Consider the following 18914-nt stretch of genomic DNA (forward strand, 5'->3'; position numbering starts at 1 on the left):
ATGGAACTGCATTGGAAGAACATCGGTCCGCTCGAAAACATTCCGGTCCAGGGCGCGCGGCGGCTGTGCTTCGGCCATGACGGCCGGCCCATCGCCGTGTTCCGTACCAGCGAGGATACGGTGTTCGTCGTGGTCGATGAATGTCCGCACCGCCATGGGCCTTTGTCGGAAGGCATCATCGCCGGCAATACGGTTACCTGCCCGTTGCACAATTGGGTGATCGATCTGACCGCCGGCGAGGCGCTGGCGCCCGACGAGGGCCGCACGCCGTCGCTGCCCGTGCGCATTGTCGCCGGCCAGGTGCATGTTGGCCTCCCGCTTGCGGTTGCCGGGACGGTTGCGTGAGCGGCCTACGTACAACATGTCCCTATTGCGGCGTCGGCTGCGGCCTGTCCGTTGCAGACGGCGTGCCGAGCGCCGACAGCGCCCACCCGGCCAATTACGGCCGGCTGTGTTCCAAGGGCGCAGCGCTCAAGGATACGCTTGAACTGCCTGACCGGCTGACAACGCCGATGATAGAAGGTCGCGAGACCGGCTGGGACGAGGCACTGGACTTCATCGCCGGTGAGTTCACCCGCATCCGCCGCGAATACGGACCGGACGCCATCGCCTTCTACGTCTCGGGCCAGTTGCTGACCGAGGATTATTACGTCGCCAACAAGCTGATGAAAGGCTTCATCGGCTCGGGCAACATCGACACCAATTCCCGGCTGTGCATGTCGTCGTCGGTGGCGGGCCATGTGCGCGCCTTCGGTGAGGACGTGGTCCCCGGCTGCTATGACGACCTGGAGGAAGCCGATCTGGTGATCCAGGTCGGCAGCAACATGGCCTGGTGCCATCCGGTGCTGTATCAGCGCCTGGTCGCGGCGCGCGACAAGCGCGGCACCAGGATCGTCAATATTGACCCGAGGCGCACCGCCACCGCCGAGACCGCGGACCTGCACCTGCCCATCGCGCCGGGTGCAGATGTGCTGCTGTTCAATGGCTTGCTGGTGCACCTGGCCGATACCAACGCCATCGACCGGCATTGGATCGCGGCCCATGTCTCCGGCTTTGACGCGGCGCTGGAGGCAGCGCGTCTGTCAGCACCCACGATCGAACATGTCGCGGCCGGCACCGGCATGTCCGCTGAGGATATCGGTCAATTCTATGGCCTCTTCGCCCGTACCGAACGGGTAGTGACGCTCTATTCCCAGGGCGTGAACCAGTCGAAAACCGGTGCCGACAAGGTCAACGCCATCCTCAACTGCCATCTCGCGACCGGCCGTATCGGCCGCGCCGGCATGGGACCGTTCTCGCTGACCGGCCAGCCCAATGCCATGGGAGGTCGCGAGGTCGGCGGCCTGGCCAACCAGCTTGCCGCCCACATGGCATTCGAGCCGGACGATGTCGGTCGGGTAGGCCGGTTCTGGAACGCACCAGGCGTTGCGACCCGGCCCGGATACAAGGCCGTCGACCTGTTCGACGCGGTCGCCGACGGACGGGTGAAAGCGGTCTGGATTGCCGCGACCAATCCGGCCGACAGCATGCCGCGTGCCGACCGCGTACGCGAGGCGCTGGCGCACTGTCCGTTGGTTATTGTCTCCGACGCCTGGCCTACCGACACGACGGCGCTGGCCAATGTGGTGCTGCCAGCGGCAAGCTGGGCCGAGAAGGACGGCACCGTGACCAATTCCGAACGCTGCATCTCGCGCCAGCGCGCGTTTCGCAGCCCTCCAGGCCAGGCTCGCGCCGACTGGTGGATGTTCGTCCAGGTTGCCCGGCGAATGGGATGGGAGACCGAGTTCTCCTATGCCGCGCCCGCTGACATCTTTCGCGAGCACGCCGCCCTGTCGGCGTTCGAGAACGACGGCAACCGGGTTTTCGATATCGGCGCATTGGCCGCGCTGGACGATGCGGGCTATGACGTTCTGGCGCCGGTGCAATGGCCCTGCCCGAAAGCGGGGCGCGGCAGCTCATCCGCCCGGCTGTTTGCCCGCGGCATGTTCCCGACTCGGGACGGCCGCGCCCACATGCTGCCGCTTGCCACCATCGCAGACGACGCAATAGCCGGATATCCCCTCACGCTGAACACCGGGCGGGTGCGCGACCAGTGGCACACCATGACCCGCACCGGCCGCGTGCCGCACCTGATGACTCATTGCAGCGGGCCTCACCTGGCATTACATCCCCGAGACGGGGCGCTGAGGGGCATCGTGGACGGCGGTTTGGCGTGCATCGAAAGTCCGCATGGTCGCGCGGTGCTGCGCGTAGTCTTCGATCCGGGCATGCGTGCCGGCAATGTATTCGCGCCGATGCACTGGACCGACCAGTTCGCGTCATCAGGCCCCGTTGACCGGATTGTTCACGCGATCACCGATCCGGTATCGGGCCAACCCGATCTCAAGGGCACCAGGGTGCAGGTATCCGCCGTTACAGAATCCTGGCGCGGCGTGCTGCTGGTACGGGCGGCCGGCAAGCCGAAATTGCGGGCTACCGAGCATTGGTCCAAGGCGCCGGTTACGGCGGGGTTTGCCTACCAGCTTTCCGGCACCACGCCGCTGACCGAGTTCATCGGCTCGGAAGCGTCGCTCCGCCAGTTGCTGGAGGCACCCGAGGCAGCGGAACTGGTCTCCTATTCCGATCCCAAAAAATCCGTGTTCCGGTACGCCACCTTCGTCGGCGGTTTGCTCGATGCCTGCGTTTTTTTCGCCGCGCCAGGCGCATCGATTGCCGAAGCCGAACACGCGACGACGCTTCTGGGCAGCGAAGTGGGATCGTGGAATCGCATCGCCTTGCTCGCGGGAATCGATCAGAGCGTGGCGCCAACCGGCAAGATCGTCTGCGCCTGTTTCTCGGTGGGAGAACGCGCCATCCGGGACGCAATTCTGGACGGCAACCTCACAACAACGGTGGAGATCGGCGCCCGACTGCGCGCGGGCAGCAATTGCGGCTCATGTATTCCCGAACTGAAGAGCATGCTGGCCGCAAACGCTGCTTCACTCCCTTTGACGGTCTGACATGCGACATCCGCTCGTCGGCCTCGACATCCTTGTTCCGGAAAGCCGGGAACTTGACCTGTTCGCCGGCATGCTCGAGGCCGCCGGTGCCGCCGTGCGCCGCTGTCCATTGGTGACGATTCTGGATCTCGATGAAACCAGCGTGGCGGAAGACTGGATCGAACAGCTTGTGTCGGGTGGATTCGATGATGTCATATGGCTTACCGGCGAGGGATTGCGGCGCCTGCTTGCGGTGTGTGACGGCAATGGGCGTCGGCAGGCTTTCATTGACGCTCTGGGGCAGGTCCGGTCGATCCCACGAGGCCCGAAACCGGCCCGGGTGCTACGCGAGATCGGCCTGTCATCCGGCCTGGATGTAGTCACGCCGACCTCACAGGGCGTCCTCGATGCGCTGCGCATCGAGGACATATCCAACCGGCGCATCGGCGTACAACTCTATCCCGGCGAGGGGGGGCTTCCGCTTGTAAAGGCGCTTGAGGATCGGGGTGCCTTGGTCTCGAGCGTGACCCCGTACCGCTACGCGTCCCAGGCGCATAGAAGCCGGGTCGAGGACGCCATTCATGCTTTGGCGTCGGGTAGCATCGGCATGGTCGCCTTTACCAGTTCCCCTCAGATCGACAGGCTGTTCGAGGTCGCGCGTGCCGCTGACATGGAAGAATCCCTGCGCCGCGGCTTCACCCTGACCCTGATTGCCGCTGTCGGGCCGATCGTCGAGGAGACGCTCCACCGATATGGTCTCGCGGCTGACATCCGGCCGGACCGCAGCTTCCACATGAAACCGCTGGTGCGCGCAATAACCGCCGTTTGGCATCAGCGATCAGGCAGCGCCAACTAAAAATTGCAGAAATGCTCGGCTTGGCGCCGCGCCTGAAACGGCCGTTGCGCTTCTGCCGCTTCCCGACGACCGGCTCGTCGTCTTCGCCGTGCAAGAGGATGACAATCCTCCAGATTGGCTTTCAACTGGGTACCGCGAGTGCGAATTGGCAACCGCTGAGGTTAGCGCAGCGCCTTCAGTTCGAACTTCAAGGAGGCTATTGTAGCGATGATCGCCACCGCCATTGTCGCGGAGGTCAGACCCGCCATGAACGCAGGCGAATTTCCGGACCCTGACGCAGCCATGCCGTGAATAAAACCCTGGAGCGATGCGGCGGTCAGCACAAGCGCCATCAGCAGCCGGTCTCCGCCTTTAAGCATAAAGCCAATCATGACAGCGATGCCCGCGCAGACCAGAAGGATGTCGAGCATGGTGAACTCGCCACCGAGCCCAAGCTGGCCGGGAAGCACCATGCTGACAGCGTAAAGGCCCAGGGCCAGGCCTGAAGACTTCACCGGCCGCCAGGCGGCCCACAGCCCCACCAGCACGGCGACGAAGACATGATCGAGTCCGGTTATGGCATGGACTAAGCCGTCTCCGAACGTGTGATAATGCAGGTCGCCGGCCGCCACATGGGCGATGGCCACGCCCGGCAGGGCCAGTATGGTGAGGCAGGAGAACACGAGGATTTGGCGAACTTGAAACATGGTTGCTTCCCCTTCAGGCGATGGCGACCGGCGCAGGCGTCAGCCCGCCTATCCGGACAATGAAGTCGATGATGGCCTGCACGCCCTGGCCGGTTCGCAGATTGGTGAACACGTAGGGCCGCTCGCCGCGCATGCGCTTCGTGTCGGCTTCCATAATGTCCAGGTTAGCGCCCACATGAGGCGCCAGATCCGTTTTGTTGACGATCAGCAGGTCCGAGCGGGTGATGCCGGGGCCGCCCTTGCGCGGCACCTTCTCCCCGCCAGCCACATCGATGACGTAGAGCGTCAGGTCTGCCAACTCAGGGCTGAAGGTGGCGGCCAGGTTGTCGCCCCCGGATTCGATGAAACACAACTCGGCCCGGGGAAAGCGCGCCAACATTTGGTCGATGGCCACTAGGTTGATGGAGGCGTCCTCGCGGATCGCGGTATGTGGACAACCGCCGGTCTCCACGCCCATGATCCGGTCCTCCGGCAACGCCTGGGCGCGGTTGAGGATCAGCTGGTCCTCGCGGGTGTAGATGTCGTTGGTGATGACGAACAGGTCCCAGTGAGCGCGCATGCGTTTGCACAGATTCTCGACCAGCGTCGTCTTGCCGGCACCGACCGGTCCGCCGATGCCGACACGCAGGGGACCTCGATAGGAATGTGCCATTGGGTGTCTCCTAGGACCGGAAAATGCGGCTGTACTGGGTTTCGTGGCGCATGGACGCGATATCAACCGACAGGCTCGCCGAGCCGATTTCGTCAAGGCTTGCAGATAGCGCTTCGGCAGCGGTCTCCATCACTGCGTCCTCAAGCGCCGCGATGGCGTGCTGCCCGTCAGTCTGGCCCAGCTTCATCAGACGCAGCGCGGCGCCGATGTAGTTGGCGATGATCGCGTGCAGCGTGAACTGGAGGGCGAGCGGCAGCGGGATGCCGTGAGCGGCGCAGGTTGCGCCGAGGACGATGGGGAATGTCGGGGTGATGCCGTGCTCGGCCAGTAGTCGGTGCAGGTCATGGAGCGTCCGGTGCGGCCACACCTTGCGCACCGTGGTCAGGAACGAAATGCCCTGCGTGGTGGATTCGAGCGCGAGTTCAGAGGTGCCGCGCAGAGCAGATGCCAACTCGGCCACCTCAAAGATATCGTCATCCCCGCGCACGCGGGGACCCAGCTCTTCGTAGGGCTCAGTCGCCGTGCTTTCCCCACCACTCAAATTTTTTCGTGGCGGAGCGGTGGATATCGCGAGCCCTCGCCCCGCCTGGGTCCCCGCGTGCGCGGGGATGACGACTGAGGGGATGGCGAGGACGGCCCGATACGCCCCCGCCATCAGGATCGCATCTGACCGCCCCGCGCCGTGGCGCAGGTCCGCGTCGAGCCAGTCCACCAGCGATTCCCGGTCATGGACCCAGCCGCGCTGGACCGCCTGTTCCAGCCCATGGGAATACGAGAAGCCGCCGATCGGGAAGGACGGCGACAGCCAGGCCTGCAGGCGTAGCAGATGCAGCCTGTCAGTGGTCATGGTGCGCGCGGTCGTGGTGGTGATGGTTGCCATGACCATGCTCGTGCTCGTGCTCGTGATCATGGTCATGGTCATGGTGATGCGCGTGGGCGCGCTGGCCCGCATAGGCGCCGCTTTCCGGCTGGAACGGCCGGTCAGCGAAGCGGGTCTCGGCGCCCAGGTCGCGGACCATGCGCTCCAGCACCGCGTCGGGCCGGATGCTCAGCACACCATCGCAGAGCTGGGTCGGGACGTGGCGGTTGCCCAGATGCCAGGCGACGCGCACCAGTTCGGCCGGCGAGGCGCAGGCGATTTCGACCACCCGCTCCAGCGCGGCGATCACCCTGATCCAGCTGCCGTCGTCAAGCTGCAGCCCGTCGCCATCGCCCATGGCAACCGCCCTCTCCAGGTCCAGCAGCAGGTCTTCGCCCGCATCGGTATGCAACAGGGTGCGGCGGCGGTGCCGGGCGTCGAAATCGAGCGTGACCGTGCCGGCGGCAGGCGCCGTCCAGTGACCGGCGGGAAAATGGGATACGGCGCGGCGCATGGCGGGCCTCAATACATGAAATAGCGCTGGGCCAAGGCGAGCACCTCGGCCGGTTCGCAGGTGAGCAGCTTGCCGTCGGCCCGCACCTCGTAGGTCTCCGGGTTCACCTCGATCATGGGCGTGAGGTCGTTCAGCTTCATGGACTGCTTGCCGATGCCGCCACGGGTGTTGGAGACCGGCAGCAGCAGGCGTGAGAGGCCCAGATTCGCAGCCAGGTTGCTCTGCGCCGCCGCGCCGCTGACGAAGGTCACCGAACTGGCCGTCAGCGCCTTGCCGAAAGCCCCGTACATGGGCCGGTAATATTGCGGCTGGGGTGTCGGGATGGAGGCGTTCGGGTCACCCATGATCGCAGCGGCGATGGTGCCGCACTTCAGGATCATGTCGGGCTTCACACCGAAGAACGCCGGCGTCCAGATCACCAGGTCGGCCAGCTTGCCGACCTCGACCGAGCCGACATGGTCGGAGATGCCCTGCGCAATGGCCGGGTTGATGGTGTATTTCGCCACGTATCGTCTGGCGCGAAAATTGTCGTTGTCGCCCGCTTCGTCCTTCAGCGCGCCGAACTGCTTCTTCATCTTGTCGGCGGTCTGCCACGTCCGGATGATCACCTCACCGACCCGGCCCATGGCCTGGCTGTCCGACGAGATGATCGAGAATGCGCCCATGTCGTGCAGCAGATCCTCGGCGGCGATGGTTTCCTTGCGGATGCGGCTTTCTGCGAAGGCGACGTCCTCGGGGATTTTCTGGTCCAGGTGATGGCACACCATCAGCATGTCCAGGTGCTCGTCGAGCGTGTTCACGGTGTAGGGCCGCGTCGGGTTGGTGGATGACGGGATGACGTTCGCCTCGCCGCACACCTTGATGATATCGGGCGCATGGCCGCCACCCGCACCCTCGGTATGGAATGCATGAATGGTGCGCCCCTTGAACGCCTTCACGGTTGTCTCGACGAAGCCCGACTCATTGAGCGTGTCGGTGTGGATCAGTACCTGTACGTCCATCTCGTCGGCGACCGACAGACAGCAATCGATGGCCCCCGCCGTGGTGCCCCAGTCCTCGTGCAGCTTCAGGCCGCAGGCACCGGCATTGACCTGCTCGACGAGGCTACCCGGCAAGCTTGCATTGCCTTTGCCGAAGAAGCCCAGATTGATCGGCAACCCCTCGGCCGCCTGCAGCATGCGGTGCAGGTGCCAGGGGCCGGGCGTGCAGGTGGTGGCGTTGGTGCCGGTAGCCGGGCCGGTGCCGCCGCCCATATGGGTGGTGATGCCCGAGAACAGCGCCTCCTCCACCTGCTGCGGGCAGATGAAGTGGATGTGCACGTCGATGCCGCCGGCGGTTATGATCTTGCCCTCGCCGGCAATTACTTCGGTGCCCGGACCGACGACGATGTCGACGCCCGACTGGATGTCCGGATTGCCGGCCTTGCCGATGGCATGGATGCGGCCGTCCTTCAGGCCGATGTCGGCCTTGACGATGCCCCACCAGTCGAGGATCAGCGCGTTGGTGATCACGGTGTCGACGGCACCGCCGGCGCGAGACACCTGCGACTGGCCCATGCCGTCGCGGATCACCTTGCCGCCGCCGAACTTCACCTCGTCGCCATAGGTGGTAAAGTCCTTCTCGACCTCGATAAACAGGTCTGTATCCGCCAGCCTCACCTTGTCGCCGGTGGTCGGGCCGTACATGTCCGCATAGGCGGCGCGGCTGATTCTGATCGGCATTCGTCAGCCCTCCAGCTTGCCCATAACGGCCTGGTTGAAACCATAGACAGCCCTGTCTCCCTGAAACGGGACCAGCCTGACCGAACGGCTCTGGCCAGGCTCGAAACGCAGGGCCGTGCCGGCCGCGATATCGAGCCGCATGCCGCGCGCCGCCTCGCGGTCAAACTGCAGCTGCTCGTTGGTCTCGTGGAAATGATAGTGGCTGCCGACCTGGACAGGCCGGTCTCCGCCATTGGCGACCACGAGGGTCACGGACTTCAAACCGGCGTTGAGTTCGATCTCACCGGGCGCGGCGATGACTTCACCTGGGATCATGGCAACCTCAGCGGATCGGATGATGGACGGTCACCAGCTTGGTGCCGTCCGGGAACGTGGCTTCCACCTGCACGTCGTGGACCATCTCGGGGATGCCCTCCATGACCTGGTCGCGGGTCAGGATATGCGCGCCGCTCGCCATCAGGTCGGCGACGCTGCGGCCGTCGCGGGCGCCTTCCATCACCGCGTTGGTGATGATGGCGATGCTTTCCGGATAGTTCAGCTTCACGCCGCGCGCCAGCCGGTCGCGGGCGACCATGGCGGCGAGCGCGATCATCAGCTTGTCCTTCTCTCGCGGCGTCAGGTTCACGGCGTCTTCCCTCTCAGCATGTCCACAGCCTGGGCGGCCAGGGCGCGAAGCCACCAAGACCCGCCCGGAATCCTTCCAGAAAAAATCCCACATGGGCGGCGAGCGCCATGCCGTCGAAAGCAAGAAAGCGTCCGACGAGCAGCCCATTGACCAGGGTCACGCCCGACTCGCCGCAGTCCTCGACCAGCGCGCGCGCCAGTTCCAGCCGGTCGGTGGCATCGGGCGCCGCATAGACCAGGGTCGCGAAGGCGCGGTTGCTCCCCAGCGACGCGCGCCGTCTGGCCAGCGCGCCGAGGTCGCCGGTCAGCCGCAGCGCGTCGGCCCAGACGAGCCGTCCGTCGCGGCGCACCCGCCATTCGTCGCGCAGCGCGCCGCGGATCATGGTCTCGCCGCTCGCCTGCCTTCCCATCACCAGCCAGTCGAGGGCGAGCACCCTGCCCGAGCCTTCGACGTCGATGTCGGTGCGGCGGCGCAGCCGGGCGCCGTCGAAGGCGATGGTCTGCTGCGGCAGCCACTCCAGGGTCGCGCCATCATCCACCGCGATCGACATGTGCAGCCGCGCATCCCGGTCGATGGCGCCATAGACCTTTTCCGACGCCTGGGTGGTCACCGTCGTCACCGCCGCGCCGGCGACGCGCACGGCATAGTCCAGTTCGTCGCCGCCGGCGATGCCGCCCGAGCTGTTGATGAACACGATCTCGGCCTGGTCGCGGCCATCGACCCGGGGCATCAGCACCTTGCACGGGCTCTTCTGGTAGAGGTCGGCGACACGCGCGCCCGACAATGCGACCCGCGCGGCACCGCGTGCCCGCTGCATGCCGGCGTCGCTGGAGACGGCGGGCTTAGACGGTGAGGTGTCGACGAACATCTGCTTCCGCGAATTGGGAGGGTGGCCCGGCCAGCACAACCTCGCCCCGGTCCATCACCACGAACTGGTCGGCGAGTTCGCGGGCGAATTCGAAATATTGCTCGACCAGCACAATCGCCATGGTGCCGGTATCGCGCAGCATGGCAATGACACCGCCGATATCCTTGATGATCGATGGCTGGATGCCTTCGGTCGGTTCGTCGAGTACCAGCAGCTTGGGTCGCATCACCAGCGCCCGCGCGATAGCGAGTTGCTGCTGCTGCCCGCCCGATAGGTCGCCGCCACGGCGGCCCAACATGGACTTCAACACCGGAAACAGGTCGTAGATTTCTGGCGGGATGGTCCGCTCGGTCTTCGGCACCGCCGCGAAGCCCGACTTCAGGTTCTCCTCGACGGTAAGCAGCGGAAATATCTCGCGGCCCTGCGGCACCAGCGCGATACCGGAGGCCGCCCGCGCATAGGCGGCCATGCCAGTGATTTCCTTGCCGTCCCAGGCAATCGAGCCGCTGCGCGGGTTGACCTGCCCTGCAATGGCGCGGATCAGACTGGTCTTGCCAACGCCATTGCGGCCCAGCACGCAAGTGACCTTGCCGATCTCGGCAGTCATCGACACGCCGCGCAGCGCCTGGCTGGAGCCGTAAAAGAGGTTGATGTCCCTGCAATCGAGCATGGCCTAGCGTCCCAGATACACGTCGATGACCTGCTGGTCGTTGCGGACGAAGTCGAGTGAGCCCTCCGCCAGCACCGACCCCTCGTGCAGCACGGTGACCTTGACGCCGAGTGCCTCGACAAAGGTCATGTCATGCTCGACCACCATCAGCGACCTGGTCTTGTTGATTTCGCGCAGCAGATGCACGGTCTGCTCGGTCTCGGCATCGGTCATGCCAGCCACCGGTTCGTCGACCAGCAGCAGGCTCGGCTCCTGCATCAGCAACATGCCAATTTCCAGCCATTGCTTCTGGCCGTGCGATAATGCGCCCGCCAATTCGGTACGCCGGTCCGACACCCCGACAAGCTTGAGCATGGCGTCGATCCTGTCCTCCTCCTCCGCCGAAGTCCTGGCTAACAGGGTGGCGAAGGGACTGCGCCTGGCCTTCATGGCCAGTTCGAGGTTGTTCCAGACCGTGTGGCTTTCGAAGACCGACGGCTTCTGAAACTTGCGGCCGATCCCAAGATTGGCGATCTGCGCTTCGTCCAGTCTGGTCAGGTCGGTATCGCCGTGGAATGCCACCTGTCCGGCATCCGGGCGGGTTTTACCGGTGATCACGTCCATCATGGTGGTCTTGCCTGCGCCGTTGGGGCCGATCACGGCGCGCATCTCGCCAAGGTCGATTACCAGCGACAGGTTGTTGAGCGCCTTGAAGCCGTCGAAGCTGACCGAAACGGCATCCAGATAGAGCGCCGGCTTGCTTTCCTCGATGGCCTCAATCACGTCGCTTTCCGTTTCGGTCATGGCTGAGCCTCCGTTTTTGGCTCGGCGAGCGACTGCGGTTCGGGCGCTTCGGGGGATGGTGTCGACCTCTTCAACAGTCCCAGCTTGCTTAGGCCGCCAACCACGCCTTTGGGCAGGAACAGGGTGGTCAGCACGAACAGGGCGCCAAGGGCATAGAGCCAAGCATCGGGGATAGCGCCGGTGAAGTAGGTCTTGGCGAAATTCACCAGTACCGCGCCCAGCGCCGCACCATAGAGCGTGCCCCGGCCGCCAAGCGCCACCCAGATGACGATCTCGATGGAATTGGCGGGTGAGAACTCGCTGGGATTGATGATCCCAACCTGCGGCACATAGAGTGCACCGGCGATACCTGCCATCACCGCCGAGAACGTGAACACGAACAGCTTGTAGTGCTCCACCCGGTAGCCCAGGAATCGCACCCGGCTCTCGGCGTCACGCACCCCTACCAGCACGCGTCCCAGTTTCGACATGACAATGAACCGGCAGGCCAGGAACGCCAGCATCAGAGCAATGCCGGTCGCAACGAACAACGCCGCGCGGGTGCCGTCAGCCTGCAGGCTGAACCCGAGGATGTCCTTGAAGTCGGTGAGGCCATTGTTGCCGCCAAAGCCCATATCGTTGCGGAAGAACGCAAGCAGCAGGGCGAAAGTCATGGCCTGGCTGATGATCGACAGATAGACGCCGGTGACGCGCGAGCGGAACGCAAGCCAGCCGAATACGAAGCCCAGGATGCCCGGCGCCAAGACCACCATCAGCAGGGCGAAGGGGAAACTGTCGAAACCAAGCCAGTACCAAGGCAATTCCTGCCAATTCAGGAACACCATGAAGTCCGGGAGAACAGGATTAGCATAAACGCCGCGATCGCCGATCTGGCGCATCAGGTACATGCCCATGGCATAGCCGCCGAGCGCGAAAAACGCCCCGTGGCCAAGACTGAGGATGCCGCAGAATCCCCAGATCAGGTCGACGGACAGGGCCAGGATGGCGAAAGACAGATACTTGCCCAACAGGCTGACCACATAGGTCGGCACATGCATAAACGAGTCCGGCGGCGTCAGCAGGTTGAGCAACGGGACCACAAGAGTGGTGGCGAGCACGATGACGAGGAATATCCGGCTGGGCTTGTCGAGCAGCAGCAGGCGGGAGGTGATCGGTCCGGTCATGCTCCGCCCCCTACTCGACCGCTCGGCCACGTTGGGCGAACAGCCCTCGCGGCTTGCGCTGGATGAAAAGGATCACCGCGATCAGGATGAAGATCTTGGCAAGTACCGCGCCCGCCAGCGGCTCGAGGAACTTGTTGGCAACGCCAAGGGTCAGTGCGCCGACCAGAGTGCCCCAGAGGTTGCCGACACCACCGAATACCACCACGAGGAACGAGTCGATGATGTAGGACTGGCCCAGGTTAGGGCTGACATTGCTGATCTGGCTGAGCGCCACGCCGGCGATTCCGGCGACGCCCGAACCTAGGCCGAATGTCATGGCATCAACCCAGTTGGAGCGGATGCCAACCGAGTTCGCCATGCGCCGGTTCTGGGTGACGGCCCGCATCTGCAGGCCAAAGGTGCTGCGCTTGATCACTAGGGTCAGAACGGCAAATACAGCAAGGGCGAACACGACGATCCAGACACGGTTGAGGGTGAACGGCAGGCCGGCGGTGACCTCGATCGTGCCACTCATCCAGGACGGCGCGCCCACCTCCACGTTTGACGGTCCGAAGATGGTGCGGATGGCCTGCTGGAGGATCAGGCTGATTCCCCAGGTGGCGAGCAGGGTTTCAAGCGGCCGCCCGTAGAGAAAACGGATTACGCCGCGTTCGATGGCGATGCCCACGGCGCCCGCGACCAGGAAGGCGGCAGGCAGTGCCACGAAAAGTGAATAATCGAATGCCTCCGGAAAGCTGGAGCGGAACACCTGCTGGACCATGAAGGTGGTATAGGCGCCCAGCATGACCAGTTCGCCATGGGCCATGTTGATGACCCCCATGACACCGAAGGTGATGGCGAGGCCGATGGCGGCAAGCAGCAGGACCGATCCGAGCGAGATGCCGTACCAGACATTCTGCACCCAGCCGAGAATTTCAAGCCGCCCCTCCAGCGCGGCAACTCCCTCGGCTGCGACCTGCTTCAGGGCACCTTCCGAACTGGATTCGATCTGCGTAAGCAGGGTGAGCGCGTCGCGGTTCCCCCGCTGCCTGACCAACTCGATAGCCTTGATTTTCTCGGCTTCCGGTCCGTCGCCGGCCAAGGCGATGGCGGCCTGAGCCTGGAGCATGGCCTGCTTCACACCGGCATCCCGTTCGTTGGAGATGGCTTCGGCGAGCAACTCCGACATCTCCGGATCGCGGCTCTTGAAAACGGTGTCGGCGGCCTCGGTGCGGATCGTTGCGGTCTTGCCGAACAGAGTCAGCGTGCCGATGGCAGATCGCAACGCGCGGCGCACCCGGTTGTTCAGCCGGACTTTCTCCAGCATGCCTGCGGCGACCATGCCCGCATTGGCGCCGGACGCGGCGTCTTCCACCTTGAACTGCTCGTCCGTCGCGGACGTTGCAATCACGATGGCGCCGCTCCCGGAGACGACGTAGAGACTGCCGGCCTCCAGGGCACGGAGAATGATTCTGGCGCGGTCGGTGCGGGTTGCCGAGACAGCATTGATGGCGTCGATGGTCTCGTCAAATCCGCCGGCGGCGAAGCCCGAGACCGCAATGGGAAGATCGCTTTCCTGGGCACTCGCCGAAAAGGTATTCCCGGCAGTAACGGCCAGTAAGGCGGCGGCGATCAGGCACATCAGAAATCGCATGACGACGACTCCCCCTCTTGTCTTCCGAGTGTAACGCGGGTTATTCGCATTGCAGCATTATTCTTGTTGCGTTGCACAATTTTACGCGAGGAGGAGCAGGCGGCTGTTCCAGCGAACACGCCGCCTGCCAGCCCCCCTGGCAAAGGACTTACGGGTAGGAGAGCAAGACTATTTGGACTTGCCGCCGCACTTGCCGGTCTTGACGTTGTAGTTGCCGCAGGACAGCGGCGCGCGCCAATCGGAGATCAGGTCCTTCGAGTCCGGCAGATAATCGGACCATTCGTCGCCCACGATCAGGCCGGGCGTCTTCTGCACGGTCTGGATCTGGCCGTTGCCCTGGATCTCGCCGATCAGCACGGGCTTGGTGATGTGGTGGTTCGGCAGCATGGCAGAGTACCCACCTGTCAGGTTGGGCACCGAGATACCGACCATCGCATCGATCACCTTGTCGGGATTAATGCTGTTGGCCTTCTTCACGGCCTGGACCCACATGTTGAAGCCGATGTAGTGGGCTTCCATGGGATCGTTGGTCACCCGCTTGGGATTCTTGATGAAGGCCTGCCACTTCTTGATGAACTCGGTGTTCGCCGGGTTCTTTTCGGACATGAAATAGTTCCAGGCGGCCAGATGGCCGACAAGCGGCTTGGTATCGAGGCCGGCCAACTCTTCCTCACCGACCGAGAACGCGACGACCGGAATGTCCTCGGCCTTGATACCCTGGTTGCCCAGTTCCTTGTAGAAGGGCACATTGGCGTCGCCGTTGATGGTCGACACCACCGCGGTCTTCTTGCCGCCCGAACCGAATTTCTTGATGTCGGCGACGATGTTCTGCCAGTCGGAGTGTCCAAACGGCGTGTAGTTGATCATGATGTCGGCGGCAGCGACGCCCTTCGACTTCAGGTAGGCTTCGAGAATCTTGTTGGTCGTGCGCGGATAGACATAATCGGTGCCTGCCAGCACCCAGCGCTTAACGCCTTCTTCCTTCATCAGGTAGTCGACCGCGGGAATCGCCTGCTGGTTCGGCGCGGCGCCGGTATAGAACACGTTACGCGAGGATTCCTCGCCTTCGTACTGCACCGGATAGAACAAGACACCATTCAGTTCCTCGAACACCGGCAGCACGGACTTGCGCGAAACCGACGTCCAGCAGCCGAACACCGCCGCCACTTTCTGCTTGGCGAGCAGCTCGCGCGCTTTCTCGGCGAACAGCGGCCAGTCGGAAGCCGGATCGACGACGACAGCCTCGAGCTTCTTGCCGAGCAGGCCACCCTTCTTGTTCTGCTCTTCGATCAGCATGAGCATGACGTCCTTCAACGTTGTCTCGCTGATCGCCATGGTGCCCGAAAGCGAGTGCAGAATACCGACCTTGATCGTGTCGGCGGCCTGGGCGGCCGTCGCGCCAAAGGCCGTGGCGGCTATGACGCCCGCCGCGATCAGCGATCTGGCTGGCTTTACGGCCGATTTCAATCCCTGCGTGAAAACCTGGTTCATGTGCATTGCTAAGACCTCCCTTGCCAATGCGAGTTGCTCGAATGGCGGGGCCCGGCGGCGCCGGCCCCCGCCGCTGGGTTGCTAGATCTGGACCTGAATGCCGACGATGAACGAGTCGATGGACGGACCGAAATCGAAGTCCTCGTGGCCATAGGTGAACGACGCCCGGGCGTTGTGACCGTCGATGATATAGTTGAAGCCGCCATCCCACTTCTTGCTGCTGGCGAAGCCGTCGTCACGGTCCATGTCCTGGTACCGAATGACTGGCTGGAACTGGCCAAAGCCCACCTTCCCGGGAATCAGGAAGCTGGCCTGGGTGTAGAACCCTTCGCCTTCCATCAGTGTCGAAATGAGGCCGTCGGTATCGTAATTGTAGTAGGCGCCTTCCAGAGTGATCGCGCCGCCGTTGGCCACCGGCCACTCGAACAACACGTCGATGCTCCAGCCGGTGAAGTCGCCCCAGATGACATCATCGCCGGTCGCCTTTGCCTGATGCATGAAGGTCGCGCCGACGGCGAGGATCTTCTTGGTGCCGTAATAGGTGCTGGAGTTGTAATAGCCGGGCTCCGGATCGAAGAAATTGTAGACAAGGCGGCCGGCGAACAGCGGGGTATCGTGGTTATAGGCGCGGGTCGGAAACGGCGTATCGGCGAGGCTGCACGAATTCTTGCCACTGGAGCAGCCCTCGAACACGCCGAACTGGTACTTGAACTTGCCGCCGCCTATCTGGCCCCAGACGGCGACGCCGTTGTCGCGGCCAGCGAAAATGGCCGGATAGCCCTGGACGTTCGGAAAGTTCCAGATGTTGGCGTAATAAGGGCCAGACAGGTTGGCGCGGTCGGAGGGCGGCAAGAAGCGCCCCATCCAAATATTGAAATATTCGCTGAACTGCAGCTTCACGACGGCATCAAGGATATGGATGTCGTCGTCGCCGTCGATTTCGGTGTTGAACTCGACGCCAACCCACTTGGTAACCTCGCCATTCACATAGAGGCGGGCGCTGTCGAGATTGAACTTGCTTGACCAGCTGCCGTCCGGCGCGGCGTCTTCGATGGCGTTGTACGACACGCGTGCGCCGGCGCCGACGCTGATCCACTTGTCTTCGTCGATTTCCATCTTGTACCCGGCATGGGCCGGCGCCGTGCTTGCCAGAACCGCGGCGGCGCCGACGATCGAGAGCAAACCAGTTTTCATGGTCTTGGTGAATTGCATCCGGGGACTCCCTTTGTCGTTGAGGCATGATCGAGCCATGCTGGTATTGGCGGTTCCGCAGCTGGATTGGTGGTCTGGGGATAAGCGTGACCCGCTGCGGCGCGCCCGTAACAATCCGGTCATATTGTGCGTCGCACCAATACGCAGAATGACGTAGGCACCCATCGCAGATGCGGTGTTTTCGCCGGGGCCGATTGGCCTGTGTGCGGCAAGGCCACGACTGCATTCAGATTTTAATATTTATATTTCAATTGGTTAGGTGTTTTTATCAATTTTGTTCCAATGCCGTGATATTGCCCCTGCAAACAACTTGCCGCCAGTTACCGCGTTACTGACGAGTCGCCATGCGTTACTGGAAGGTTGAGGAAAGCACGCATCCCGCATCGCACAACGACCATTGCAGCCCAGCATCTGCGGGGCTGCAATGGTTGGTCCAAAGTGAGGCGAAGGGGTCAGGCGCGGGCCACGGCCCGCGCCTTCCCGTCACGAGCAGCGGCGCCGGATGACGCCACCAACCGGTTCCGGACCGGGAGGTCTGGCCCGGAGTTGGCTTCTCGTGCAGCCCGGCGCCCAGGCCGGATGAGATGCTAGTGCGAGATCATCCAGGGCCTGGCCGAAGGGAAGGTCTTGCTGCCATCGGCAGTATAGACGGCGCGGCTGGGCTTCTTGTTGCTGGCGCAGCAAGAACAACCCGGTCCGTGCCCGCCCGCGTTTCGCGATGCCTTGGTCGAGAAATCAGGGCTGTGGGCGGCCTTTTCGTTGGTGGCGTGGGCCGTTCGGGCACCCGCGTCCATCATGGCCATACGCGGTGCCGTCAGGATCACACGGGGCGCGGTCGTGCCACAGCCGGGGCAATCGGACGGCTCGGCGCTTTCGGCCATGGGCCGGAAGCGCTCGAAGGGGCCGCAGTCAGGACAGATATAGCCGTAGGTTGGCATCGGTGTCTCCTCACAGGTCCTTGGCCAGCGGCACGTCGATGCCCTTGGTGTCGAAGATCGTCGGTCCGTCGGCGCCCGGCTGGATGCTGAACTCGAATATCTCCGTGGGCAGCCAAAGGGTGGCACAGGCATTCGGGATGTCGACGACGCCCGATATGTGTCCCTGGACCGGCGCCGTGCCGAGAATGGCGTAGGCCTGAGCGCCCGAATAGCCGAACTTCTTCAGATACTCGATGGCATTCAGGCATGCCTGGCGATAGGCGATGTGCACATCCAGATAGTGCTGCTTGCCACCCTCATCGACCGAAATGCCTTCGAAGATCAGATAGTCGTTGTAGGTCGGCGTAATCGGGCTGGGTTTGAAGATCGGGTTCTTAACGCCGTACTTGGCCATGCCCCCCTTGATCAGGCTGACCTTCAGATGGATCCAGCCTGCCATCTCGATGGCGCCGCAGAAGGTGATCTCGCCATCACCCTGGCTGAAGTGCAGGTCGCCCATGGAAAGCCCGCCACCATCCACATAGACAGGAAAGAACACCTTCGCGCCGCGCGACAGGTCCTTGATGTCGCAATTGCCGCCATGCTCGCGGGGGGGCACAGTCCGGGCGCCCTCGGCCGCGGCGGATTTGGCTGCGTCACCCTGCATGCGGCCCATATGGGCGGTCGGCCCATAGGGCAGCGTGGCCAGCGCCGGCACCCGGTCGGGATCGGTATTGTAGAGTTCGGCCTCGCGCGTATTCCAGGTGTTCAGCATTTCCTTCGACGGCAGGCAGCCGATCAGGCCAGGATGGATCAGCCCGGCGAAGTTCACGCCCGGAATGTGCCGCGAGCTGGTGAACATGCCCTTGATATCCCAGATCGACTTCTGCGCCTCGGGGAAATGCTCGGTGAGGAACCCGCCGCCGTTCTTCTTCGAGAAGAATCCGTTGAAGCCCCACAGGCTATCCGAGAACGCGCCGATATCCAGGAAGTCGACGACCAGCAGATCACCCGGCTCGGCTCCCTTCACCCCAATGGGACCTGACAGGAAATGCACCTGCGACAGGTCGACGTCGCGCACGTCGGACGCGTCGTCGTCGTTCTTGATCTGTCCGCCGGTCCAATCGACGCATTCCACGATGAAGTCATCCCCAGGCCTCACCCACGCGACCATGGGAATGTCGGGATGCCAGCGATTGTGAATCATGTCGTTGTCGTAGGCGGACTGGCTCAGGTCCACTTTGATGAGTGTGTCGGTCATTTTCGGTGACTCCTTGACTGGTTAT

At 63.4% G+C, this 18914-nt stretch carries 19 protein-coding genes; 3 read left to right on the forward strand and 16 right to left on the reverse strand.

Going from position 1 to position 18914, the window contains the following annotated elements:
- Genes WJU21_RS18330 through WJU21_RS18340 form a run of 3 tightly spaced genes read left to right on the forward strand, consistent with a single transcriptional unit; the run spans window position 1 to window position 3834 of the window.
- Window positions 1-345, forward strand: coding sequence for a nitrite reductase (NAD(P)H) small subunit (locus WJU21_RS18330; RefSeq protein WP_346324916.1), 345 nt, complete (start codon window positions 1-3; stop codon window positions 343-345).
- Complete coding sequence (locus tag WJU21_RS18335) at window positions 342-2999, forward strand: molybdopterin-dependent oxidoreductase (protein WP_346324917.1); 2658 nt, start codon at window positions 342-344, stop codon at window positions 2997-2999. Before WJU21_RS18330 ends, WJU21_RS18335 begins: the two co-directional genes overlap by 4 nt.
- 1 nt (window position 3000) lies before the next feature.
- Entirely contained in the window at window positions 3001-3834 is an 834-nt protein-coding gene (locus tag WJU21_RS18340; protein ID WP_346324918.1) for a uroporphyrinogen-III synthase, read from the forward strand.
- A gap of 161 nt (window positions 3835-3995) precedes the next feature.
- On the opposite strand, the gene WJU21_RS18345 is transcribed toward WJU21_RS18340, so the two are convergent.
- The 16 genes from WJU21_RS18345 to fmdA form a co-directional block, all read right to left on the reverse strand.
- The gene (locus WJU21_RS18345; protein WP_346324919.1) at window positions 3996-4520 is read right to left on the reverse strand and encodes a HupE/UreJ family protein; all 525 of its coding nucleotides are present in this window, start codon (window positions 4518-4520) and stop codon (window positions 3996-3998) included.
- A gap of 13 nt (window positions 4521-4533) precedes the next feature.
- Window positions 4534-5172, reverse strand: a complete 639-nt coding sequence (ureG, locus tag WJU21_RS18350; protein ID WP_346324920.1) for an urease accessory protein UreG — start codon at window positions 5170-5172, stop codon at window positions 4534-4536.
- 10 nt (window positions 5173-5182) lie between these two features.
- Window positions 5183-6052 carry an urease accessory protein UreF gene (locus tag WJU21_RS18355; RefSeq protein WP_346324921.1) on the reverse strand — a complete coding sequence of 290 codons (870 nt, stop codon included), beginning with the start codon at window positions 6050-6052 and terminating at the stop codon, window positions 5183-5185.
- Window positions 6009-6545 carry an urease accessory protein UreE gene (locus WJU21_RS18360; protein WP_346324922.1) on the reverse strand — a complete coding sequence of 179 codons (537 nt, stop codon included), beginning with the start codon at window positions 6543-6545 and terminating at the stop codon, window positions 6009-6011. Before WJU21_RS18360 ends, WJU21_RS18355 begins: the two co-directional genes overlap by 44 nt.
- Window positions 6546-6553: 8 nt before the next feature.
- A complete protein-coding gene (ureC, locus tag WJU21_RS18365; RefSeq protein ID WP_346324923.1) occupies window positions 6554-8266 on the reverse strand; it encodes an urease subunit alpha in 1713 nt (570 codons plus the stop codon).
- 3 nt (window positions 8267-8269) lie between these two features.
- Window positions 8270-8581: an urease subunit beta gene (locus WJU21_RS18370; RefSeq protein ID WP_346324924.1), complete on the reverse strand. Its 312-nt coding sequence runs from the start codon at window positions 8579-8581 to the stop codon at window positions 8270-8272.
- 7 nt (window positions 8582-8588) lie between these two features.
- Window positions 8589-8891: an urease subunit gamma gene (locus WJU21_RS18375; protein WP_346324925.1), complete on the reverse strand. Its 303-nt coding sequence runs from the start codon at window positions 8889-8891 to the stop codon at window positions 8589-8591.
- A gap of 13 nt (window positions 8892-8904) precedes the next feature.
- Window positions 8905-9759 (reverse strand): urease accessory protein UreD, encoded by an 855-nt coding sequence (locus WJU21_RS18380; protein ID WP_346324926.1) that lies wholly within the window; start codon window positions 9757-9759, stop codon window positions 8905-8907.
- Window positions 9734-10429: an urea ABC transporter ATP-binding subunit UrtE gene (urtE, locus tag WJU21_RS18385; RefSeq protein ID WP_346324927.1), complete on the reverse strand. Its 696-nt coding sequence runs from the start codon at window positions 10427-10429 to the stop codon at window positions 9734-9736. The genes WJU21_RS18380 and urtE overlap by 26 nt, the downstream gene beginning before the upstream one ends.
- Window positions 10430-10432: 3 nt before the next feature.
- On the reverse strand, window positions 10433-11212 hold the full coding sequence (gene urtD, locus WJU21_RS18390; RefSeq protein ID WP_346324928.1) for an urea ABC transporter ATP-binding protein UrtD: 780 nt from the start codon (window positions 11210-11212) through the stop codon (window positions 10433-10435).
- Entirely contained in the window at window positions 11209-12375 is a 1167-nt protein-coding gene (urtC, locus tag WJU21_RS18395; RefSeq protein ID WP_346324929.1) for an urea ABC transporter permease subunit UrtC, read from the reverse strand. Before urtC ends, urtD begins: the two co-directional genes overlap by 4 nt.
- 10 nt (window positions 12376-12385) lie before the next feature.
- On the reverse strand, window positions 12386-14008 hold the full coding sequence (urtB, locus tag WJU21_RS18400; protein WP_346324930.1) for an urea ABC transporter permease subunit UrtB: 1623 nt from the start codon (window positions 14006-14008) through the stop codon (window positions 12386-12388).
- A 168-nt stretch (window positions 14009-14176) separates the two neighbouring features.
- Window positions 14177-15499 (reverse strand): urea ABC transporter substrate-binding protein, encoded by a 1323-nt coding sequence (urtA, locus tag WJU21_RS18405; RefSeq protein WP_346324931.1) that lies wholly within the window; start codon window positions 15497-15499, stop codon window positions 14177-14179.
- Between the two features lie 81 nt (window positions 15500-15580).
- Complete coding sequence (locus WJU21_RS18410; protein WP_346324932.1) at window positions 15581-16711, reverse strand: porin; 1131 nt, start codon at window positions 16709-16711, stop codon at window positions 15581-15583.
- 587 nt (window positions 16712-17298) lie between these two features.
- Window positions 17299-17649, reverse strand: coding sequence for a zinc ribbon domain-containing protein (locus WJU21_RS18415; RefSeq protein WP_346324933.1), 351 nt, complete (start codon window positions 17647-17649; stop codon window positions 17299-17301).
- Between the two features lie 10 nt (window positions 17650-17659).
- The gene (gene fmdA, locus WJU21_RS18420; RefSeq protein WP_346324934.1) at window positions 17660-18889 is read right to left on the reverse strand and encodes a formamidase; all 1230 of its coding nucleotides are present in this window, start codon (window positions 18887-18889) and stop codon (window positions 17660-17662) included.
- Window positions 18890-18914: the final 25 nt, after the last annotated feature.

Origin of the sequence: Emcibacter sp. SYSU 3D8 (assembly GCF_039655875.1) — a bacterium.
In the GTDB taxonomy this organism is placed as follows: domain Bacteria; phylum Pseudomonadota; class Alphaproteobacteria; order SMXS01; family SMXS01; genus RI-34.

Excerpts from the sequence above, each read along its gene's own strand:
- fmdA (WP_346324934.1), bottom strand. The coding sequence starts at position 18,889 with ATGACCGACACACTCATCAAAGTGGACCTGAGCCAGTCCGCCTACGAC.
- WJU21_RS18380 (WP_346324926.1), bottom strand. The coding sequence starts at position 9,759 with ATGTTCGTCGACACCTCACCGTCTAAGCCCGCCGTCTCCAGCGACGCC.
- WJU21_RS18410 (WP_346324932.1), bottom strand. The coding sequence starts at position 16,711 with ATGCAATTCACCAAGACCATGAAAACTGGTTTGCTCTCGATCGTCGGC.
- WJU21_RS18355 (WP_346324921.1), bottom strand. The coding sequence starts at position 6,052 with ATGGCAACCATCACCACCACGACCGCGCGCACCATGACCACTGACAGG.
- urtC (WP_346324929.1), bottom strand. The coding sequence starts at position 12,375 with ATGACCGGACCGATCACCTCCCGCCTGCTGCTGCTCGACAAGCCCAGC.
- WJU21_RS18415 (WP_346324933.1), bottom strand. The coding sequence starts at position 17,649 with ATGCCAACCTACGGCTATATCTGTCCTGACTGCGGCCCCTTCGAGCGC.
- urtD (WP_346324928.1), bottom strand. The coding sequence starts at position 11,212 with ATGACCGAAACGGAAAGCGACGTGATTGAGGCCATCGAGGAAAGCAAG.
- ureC (WP_346324923.1), bottom strand. The coding sequence starts at position 8,266 with ATGCCGATCAGAATCAGCCGCGCCGCCTATGCGGACATGTACGGCCCG.
- WJU21_RS18370 (WP_346324924.1), bottom strand. The coding sequence starts at position 8,581 with ATGATCCCAGGTGAAGTCATCGCCGCGCCCGGTGAGATCGAACTCAAC.
- ureG (WP_346324920.1), bottom strand. The coding sequence starts at position 5,172 with ATGGCACATTCCTATCGAGGTCCCCTGCGTGTCGGCATCGGCGGACCG.
- WJU21_RS18345 (WP_346324919.1), bottom strand. The coding sequence starts at position 4,520 with ATGTTTCAAGTTCGCCAAATCCTCGTGTTCTCCTGCCTCACCATACTG.
- WJU21_RS18340 (WP_346324918.1), top strand. The coding sequence starts at position 3,001 with ATGCGACATCCGCTCGTCGGCCTCGACATCCTTGTTCCGGAAAGCCGG.
- urtE (WP_346324927.1), bottom strand. The coding sequence starts at position 10,429 with ATGCTCGATTGCAGGGACATCAACCTCTTTTACGGCTCCAGCCAGGCG.
- urtB (WP_346324930.1), bottom strand. The coding sequence starts at position 14,008 with ATGCGATTTCTGATGTGCCTGATCGCCGCCGCCTTACTGGCCGTTACT.
- WJU21_RS18360 (WP_346324922.1), bottom strand. The coding sequence starts at position 6,545 with ATGCGCCGCGCCGTATCCCATTTTCCCGCCGGTCACTGGACGGCGCCT.
- WJU21_RS18330 (WP_346324916.1), top strand. The coding sequence starts at position 1 with ATGGAACTGCATTGGAAGAACATCGGTCCGCTCGAAAACATTCCGGTC.
- urtA (WP_346324931.1), bottom strand. The coding sequence starts at position 15,499 with ATGAACCAGGTTTTCACGCAGGGATTGAAATCGGCCGTAAAGCCAGCC.